Origin of the sequence: Vibrio sp. 10N.222.55.A1 (assembly GCF_041473835.1) — a bacterium.
Taxonomy (GTDB): Bacteria; Pseudomonadota; Gammaproteobacteria; order Enterobacterales; family Vibrionaceae; genus Vibrio; species Vibrio crassostreae_C.
Window position 1 is genome coordinate 42,131 of record NZ_JBFRSX010000034.1, and the last position, 6,977, is coordinate 49,107.

Annotated in this window: 4 protein-coding genes and 5 tRNA genes; all 9 read left to right on the top strand. The window is 44.7% G+C overall.

What is annotated here, in order from left to right:
* The first annotated feature begins 104 nt into the window (after positions 1–104).
* The 9 genes from recA (at position 105) to AB4493_RS10820 (ending at position 6,886) form a co-directional block, all read left to right on the top strand.
* Positions 105–1,145: a recombinase RecA gene (gene recA / locus AB4493_RS10780; RefSeq protein ID WP_017056586.1), complete on the top strand. Its 1,041-nt coding sequence runs from the start codon at positions 105–107 to the stop codon at positions 1,143–1,145.
* 332 nt (positions 1,146–1,477) lie between these two features.
* Positions 1,478–4,060, top strand: coding sequence for an alanine--tRNA ligase (alaS, locus tag AB4493_RS10785; RefSeq protein WP_017063223.1), 2,583 nt, complete (start codon positions 1,478–1,480; stop codon positions 4,058–4,060).
* A 220-nt stretch (positions 4,061–4,280) separates the two neighbouring features.
* Positions 4,281–5,462, top strand: a complete 1,182-nt coding sequence (locus AB4493_RS10790) for an aspartate kinase (RefSeq protein WP_136973792.1) — start codon at positions 4,281–4,283, stop codon at positions 5,460–5,462.
* Positions 5,463–5,554: 92 nt separating this feature from the next.
* Positions 5,555–5,752 (top strand): carbon storage regulator CsrA, encoded by a 198-nt coding sequence (gene csrA / locus AB4493_RS10795; RefSeq protein ID WP_004415691.1) that lies wholly within the window; start codon positions 5,555–5,557, stop codon positions 5,750–5,752.
* Positions 5,753–6,226: 474 nt separating this feature from the next.
* Positions 6,227–6,319, top strand: a tRNA-Ser gene (locus AB4493_RS10800).
* A gap of 43 nt (positions 6,320–6,362) precedes the next feature.
* Positions 6,363–6,439, top strand: a tRNA-Arg gene (locus AB4493_RS10805).
* Between the two features lie 44 nt (positions 6,440–6,483).
* Positions 6,484–6,576 (top strand) — tRNA-Ser (locus tag AB4493_RS10810).
* 89 nt (positions 6,577–6,665) lie between these two features.
* Positions 6,666–6,742 (top strand) — tRNA-Arg (locus AB4493_RS10815).
* A 67-nt stretch (positions 6,743–6,809) separates the two neighbouring features.
* Positions 6,810–6,886 (top strand) — tRNA-Arg (locus AB4493_RS10820).
* Positions 6,887–6,977: the final 91 nt, after the last annotated feature.

Consider the following 6,977-nt stretch of genomic DNA (forward strand, 5'->3'; position numbering starts at 1 on the left):
CTGTATGAATCAACAGTATAATGAAAGCCAATTAGTCACCCCTATGTGGGTTAGAAATAGATTCTAGATCGCTTGTTGAGACAACCGATTATGTGGAGATAGAAATGGACGAGAATAAACAAAAAGCGTTAGCCGCAGCCCTTGGTCAGATTGAAAAGCAATTTGGTAAAGGTTCTATCATGCGTCTTGGTGATAACCGCACAATGGACGTAGAAACTATTTCTACAGGTTCTCTATCTCTAGATATCGCACTAGGTGCTGGTGGCCTACCGATGGGACGTATCGTAGAAGTTTACGGTCCAGAATCATCAGGTAAAACAACGCTAACGCTTGAGCTTATTGCTGCAGCACAGAAAGTGGGAAAGACGTGTGCATTCGTTGATGCGGAGCACGCACTAGACCCTATCTACGCTCAAAAGCTTGGTGTTGATATCGATGCACTTCTTGTTTCTCAACCAGATACTGGTGAGCAAGCGCTGGAAATCTGTGATGCACTGGCTCGTTCAGGTGCAATCGACGTTCTTGTTATTGACTCAGTAGCAGCCCTAACACCAAAAGCAGAAATCGAAGGCGAAATGGGCGACAGCCACATGGGTCTTCAGGCTCGTATGCTTTCTCAAGCAATGCGTAAGCTGACGGGTAACCTTAAGCAGTCTAACTGTATGGCTATCTTCATTAACCAAATTCGTATGAAAATTGGTGTGATGTTCGGTAACCCAGAAACAACAACAGGTGGTAACGCACTTAAGTTCTACGCATCTGTTCGTCTTGATATTCGCCGTACTGGTGCGATTAAAGATGGTGATGAAGTTGTTGGTAACGAAACTCGTATCAAGGTCGTTAAGAACAAGATTGCTGCACCATTCAAACAAGCTGAGACTCAAATCCTTTACGGTAAAGGCTTCAACCGCGAAGGTGAGCTTATCGACTTAGGTGTTAAGAATAAGCTAGTAGAAAAAGCAGGCGCTTGGTACAGCTACAAAGGCGATAAGATCGGCCAAGGTAAAGCTAACGCTGGTAAATACCTACGTGAAAACCCAGAAGTTGCTCTAGAGATCGATACTAAACTTCGTGAGTTACTACTGACTCCTGCTGTTCTTGAAGAGAAAGACGTAGAGAAAGAAGAAGAAAACGAAGAGCTATAAGCTCACGTTTTATAGAGTGGATGTTTGAAAGAAGCATCCGCTTTGAAAGAATTTAAAGCCTCGCATATTTTATGCGGGGCTTTTTTATTGGATCTGCTCCGTCGAGCATGTCTTTGGTCAAATCTCTCTCGTTGACTGAGTTTATTCGGTACTAGGTCGTCAATTTAGTTCTGCTTTTCCACGGCAAGATATAGTGGAATATTCTTCATTTTATCGAATTCCCACTAAAATCCTGCCCAAGGGTGTCTTTTCTACAAGAAAACTAGTCGAAGCCTTAACCATGATCTACAATACGGCAAAATTCTAACTCGACTATTTTCAGGAAGAGCTGCATGTACATGAGCACTGATGAGGTTCGCAACGCGTTCCTTAAGTTCTTTGAGAGCAAAGAACACCAAATCGTAGACAGTTCATCGTTAGTTCCACATAACGATCCAACCCTGCTATTCACTAACGCAGGTATGAACCAATTCAAAGATTGCTTCTTAGGCGCCGAAAAGCGTGCCTACACTCGAGCAACTACGGCTCAGCGTTGTGTACGTGCGGGTGGTAAACACAATGACCTTGAAAACGTAGGTTTCACGGCTCGTCACCACACGTTCTTCGAAATGCTAGGCAACTTCAGCTTTGGCGACTACTTCAAAGAAGAAGCGATTGGATTTGCTTGGGAATTCCTGACTGAAACTCTTCAACTGCCAAAAGATCGTCTACTGGTAACGGTATACGAGACAGATGATGAAGCATTCGATATCTGGAACAAGAAAGTAGGTGTTCCTGCTGACCGTATCGTTCGCATTGGCGACAAAGAAGGCGGTAAACAGTTCGAGTCTGATAACTTCTGGACGATGGGTGACACAGGTCCTTGTGGTCCATGTACTGAAATCTTCTACGATCACGGTGAGCACATCTGGGGCGGCCGTCCTGGTACACCTGAAGAAGATGGTGACCGTTTCATCGAGATCTGGAACAACGTATTCATGCAGTTCAACCGTCACGCTGACGGCACAATGGAACCGCTACCTAAGCCTGCTGTAGATACAGGTATGGGTATTGAGCGTATTTCTGCAATCATGCAGGGCGTTCACTCTAACTACGAAATTGATGTATTCCAAAAGCTAATCAAAGCGACTGCGGAAGTTGTTGGTCATGACGATCTATCTAACCAATCGCTACGCGTTATTGCTGACCACATCCGTTCTTGTTCATTCCTAATTGCTGACGGTGTTATGCCTTCAAACGAAGGTCGTGGCTACGTTCTACGTCGTATCATCCGTCGTGCAGTTCGTCACGGTAACAAGCTTGGCGCACAAGGCGTGTTCTTCCACAAACTTGTGGGCGTACTGGCTGAAGTGATGGGCTCTGCGGCAGATGAACTTAAGAAACAGCAAGAGCTGGTTGAAAAAGTACTTCGCATTGAGGAAGAGAACTTTGGTCGTACGCTAGAGCGCGGCATGGTTATTCTTAATGACGCACTAGATGCACTTGAAGGCAAAGAGCTTGACGGCGAAACAGTTTTCAAACTTTACGATACATACGGCTTCCCAGCTGACCTTACTAACGATGTAGCTCGCGAACGCGATTTTACTATCGATGAAGAAGGCTTTGAGAAGGCGATGGAAGCACAGCGTAAGCGTGCACGTGAAGCAGGCCAATTCGGCACGGATTACAACGCGACAATCAAAGTAGACACCAACACTGAGTTCTGTGGTTACACAGCAACTGAAGGTGCTGGTGAAATCTCTGCGCTATTCGTTGACGGCGAAGAGGTTGCTTCACTATCGGCTGGCGACAAAGCAATCATCATCCTTGAAGAGACACCATTCTACGCTGAGTCAGGCGGTCAATGTGGTGATGCTGGTACACTAAAAACAGCGTCGGGTCTTTTCAAAGTACAAGACACTCAGAAGCTAGGTAACGCATTTGCGCACCACGGTGAGCTAGTTGAAGGTGTATTTGCTAAGGGCGATAAAGTAGAAGCAACGGTTGACGCTGAGCGTCGAGCTGCTATCTCACTAAACCACTCTGCCACTCACTTACTTCACTCTGCATTGCGCGAAGTGCTAGGTGAGCACGTTGCTCAGAAAGGTTCTTTAGTTAAGCCAGACAACCTACGTTTTGACTTCTCTAACCTTGAAGCGGTAACACCAGCACAGATTAAAGAAGTAGAGCGTCTAGTTAACGCACAAGTTCGTAAGAACCATGTGATTGAAACGAACATCATGGACATCGAGTCAGCGAAAGAAAAAGGTGCAATGGCACTGTTTGGCGAGAAGTACGATGATGAAGTTCGCGTTCTATCTATGGGCGACTTCTCTACTGAACTTTGTGGTGGTATCCACGCTTCAAACACAGGTGATATCGGCCTATTCAAGATCACTTCTGAAGGTGGTATTGCTGCGGGTATTCGTCGTATTGAAGCGGTAACAGGTGAAGCTGCACTAGATGCAGTAGAAGCTCAAGCTAACGCTTACGAAGAGAAACTGGCTGAGTCAGCTAAGAAAGCGAAATCGCTAGAGAAAGAAATCCAACTGCTTAAAGAAAAGATGGCTGCTGCAGAAAGCGCAAACATCATGGGCAAAGTAGAAGACATCTCTGGTACTAAAGTTTTGGTTGCTGCAATTGAAGGCGCAGACAACAAGAACCTACGTACTATGGTTGATAACGCTAAAAACCAAGTAGGTAGCGGCATCATCCTGATCGCGAACGTAGCAGACGGTAAAGTTGGCTTGATTGCTGGTGTAACCAAAGACCTAATCGGCAAAGTAAAAGCGGGTGATCTCGTCAAGATGGTTGCTGAGCAAGTTGGCGGTAAAGGCGGCGGTCGTCCAGATATGGCTCAAGCGGGCGGTACAGACGTTGCAGCACTGCCAGAAGCGCTTAAATCTGTGCGTACTTGGCTAGAAGAGCGTCTTTAAGCTTAAGTAATTGATACAAAGATGCCCAATCAGTTGATTGGGCATCTTTTATTTTGCCTATTGGAAGTGTGTTTAAACAAGGTTTGATTGAGATTAACCAAGAAGTCTAATGGTGGCGTTAGACTCCTTGGTTAATTTTTTATTGCTTCGCCCTGACGCGGAGTATGTGTTTTTTTGTCATATATAGACATTGGTCTTGGGAAGGTGAGGACGGGTGAAAATGCCTCTTATCGTGCAGAAATTTGGTGGAACGTCGGTGGGTTCAATTGAACGAATCCATCATGTAGCAGAAAAAATCATTGAAGCGAAAAATGAAGGGAACCAGATCGTGGTTGTCGTTTCTGCTATGTCTGGTGAAACAAATCGGTTAGTTAATTTAGCCACGCAAGTTGATAGCGTACCAAACGCTAGAGAACTGGATGTGTTGTTAACGGCTGGCGAGCAAGTTTCCATGGCCTTGTTAGCAATGACGTTACACAAGTTAGGTTATGAAGCGACATCGATGACTGGCTATCAAGCCAAGATACACACGGATTCTAATCATAATAATGCGGCGATTGAGCGTATTGATACTGCTCCGATTCAAGCTCTGCTAGATGACAACCAGATTGTTATTGTTGCAGGCTTTCAAGGATTCAATGCGAAAGGTGATATCACGACATTAGGCCGCGGTGGTTCAGATACTACAGCGGTCGCGCTTGCAGGTGCCTTGCAGGCGAAAGAATGCCAGATCTATACTGATGTAGATGGTGTTTACTCTTGTGACCCTAGAGTCGTAAAACAATCTCAGAAATTAGATACTTTAGACTTTCCTTCTATGGAAGAGATGGCTCGCCGAGGCGCTAAGGTATTGCACCTTCCTTGTGTTCAGTATGCATGGCAGCACAACGTGTCATTGCGAGTGCTTTCAAGCTTTGAACAAGGCGAGGGCACATTGATCGCGGGTAATCAGTGTTTGAATGATATTGCTGGCATCGCCATCCAAAGAGATATGGTGCGTATCGAGTGTTTGAATGAAGATTTACCGTCTTTCATTTCACATTGCCAACTGTTGGGGATCGAAGTCTGTAGTGTGATCGAGGAAACAGAACGGGCAGCACTCATTATTAAACAAGACATAAGTGCCAAATTAAAACTAGTTTTTGCTGAGAAAATCCGTAATAGTGAACAGGTTAGTTTGTTAACTGTGGTAGGAAGCCGAACACAAGAAATTGTGGTCAGTTCACATGGATTGTTGTCTGAAGGCGAAATTGATGTACAGCATCACTTATTGCAGCAGCAGTCTTTAACTTTGGTGATATCACCAACGCAAGTCGATATGGCTGCTAACATATTACACAATGCATACATCGTAGCGTGTGAAACACAGGGTTATCCTAAAAAAGAAGTGCATTTTGGTTAAATAAACTCAATCGATAGTTTACGAAAATATAACTTTTGTTGGATAATGCTCTCGTAGCTAGATAAATTTAGAGATTACTCAAGGAGCAAAGAATGCTAATTTTGACTCGCCGTGTTGGCGAAACACTGATGATTGGTGATGAAGTAACAGTTACTGTACTAGGCGTTAAAGGTAACCAAGTACGTATTGGTGTTAACGCACCTAAAGAAGTATCTGTTCACCGTGAAGAGATCTACATGCGCATTCAAGCTGAAAAAGGTAATGGTAACGTTGCATCTGGCAACTACTAATACTTTTGCGTAGAGAAGAGGCTAGCATTGTTGCTAGCCTTTTTTGATCTTGGGGAACCGAAACACTGATTGGGACATAGATGGGTTGGATAACGGATCGGTCTCAAAGTGGTGAAGTGAATGCTTTGTGATGCTGCGAGATACAGACAAGGTTGAACAGAACTGTTGCTCTGTATTTTGTTTGGCAAAACTCAAGATTTATTCGCTTCCCCTATGGCGAAAATACGCATCCCGTAGTATTGTGCCATCAGCGGTAGCACTTGCTGCTGGAGAAATTAGATAATTGTTTTCGGCTGTTTATTATTGCCAATCTTTCACCTTAATTTTTAAGGGAAAAAGCGCGATTTGAATCTTATAAGTTCAATTTGCAAGCGCTTTGATTAAATAGCAAACGGTTGAGTGTTTTTGTCCAATTTTTTTCAATAAAGTGTTTGACATATTTTCGGTAAAACGTAATATGTGCCTCCGCAAGACGGTGAGGTGGCCGAGAGGCCGAAGGCGCTCCCCTGCTAAGGGAGTATGTGGTTTGTAGCTGCATCGAGGGTTCGAATCCCTCCCTCACCGCCATTTCTTGCGAGTCTAAAATTAGCAATTTAGACAATGTAAATGTGCGTCCTTAGCTCAGCTGGATAGAGTACCTGGCTACGAACCAGGCGGTCGGAGGTTCGAATCCTCCAGGACGCGCCATTCTCTCTTCTCTTACTTGTAAGTGATTTGAGAATAATGAATTAGGTGAGGTGGCCGAGTGGCCGAAGGCGCTCCCCTGCTAAGGGAGTATGTGGTTTGTAGCTGCATCGAGGGTTCGAATCCCTCCCTCACCGCCATTCATTACAGGCCGATGGCCTTTTTTTTTCTTCGCAGCAAGAAGAATGTGATATATTTCACAACTTCATTCTTAATGAATGAACACCGTGCGTCCTTAGCTCAGCTGGATAGAGTACCTGGCTACGAACCAGGCGGTCGGAGGTTCGAATCCTCCAGGACGCGCCACTATTTAAGGGTTTATTTCTTTTAAGAATGAAAGTCCTTGTATTGACTAAGTTGATACTAAAACCGTGCGCTCTTAGCTCAGCTGGATAGAGTACCTGGCTACGAACCAGGCGGTCGGAGGTTCGAATCCTCCAGAGCGCGCCACTATTTAGGGTTTAGTTCTTATAAGAATGTGAATCCTGATATTGATAAATCGTTCGTCGAGAATTAATATCAAAAACCGTGCGTCCTTAGC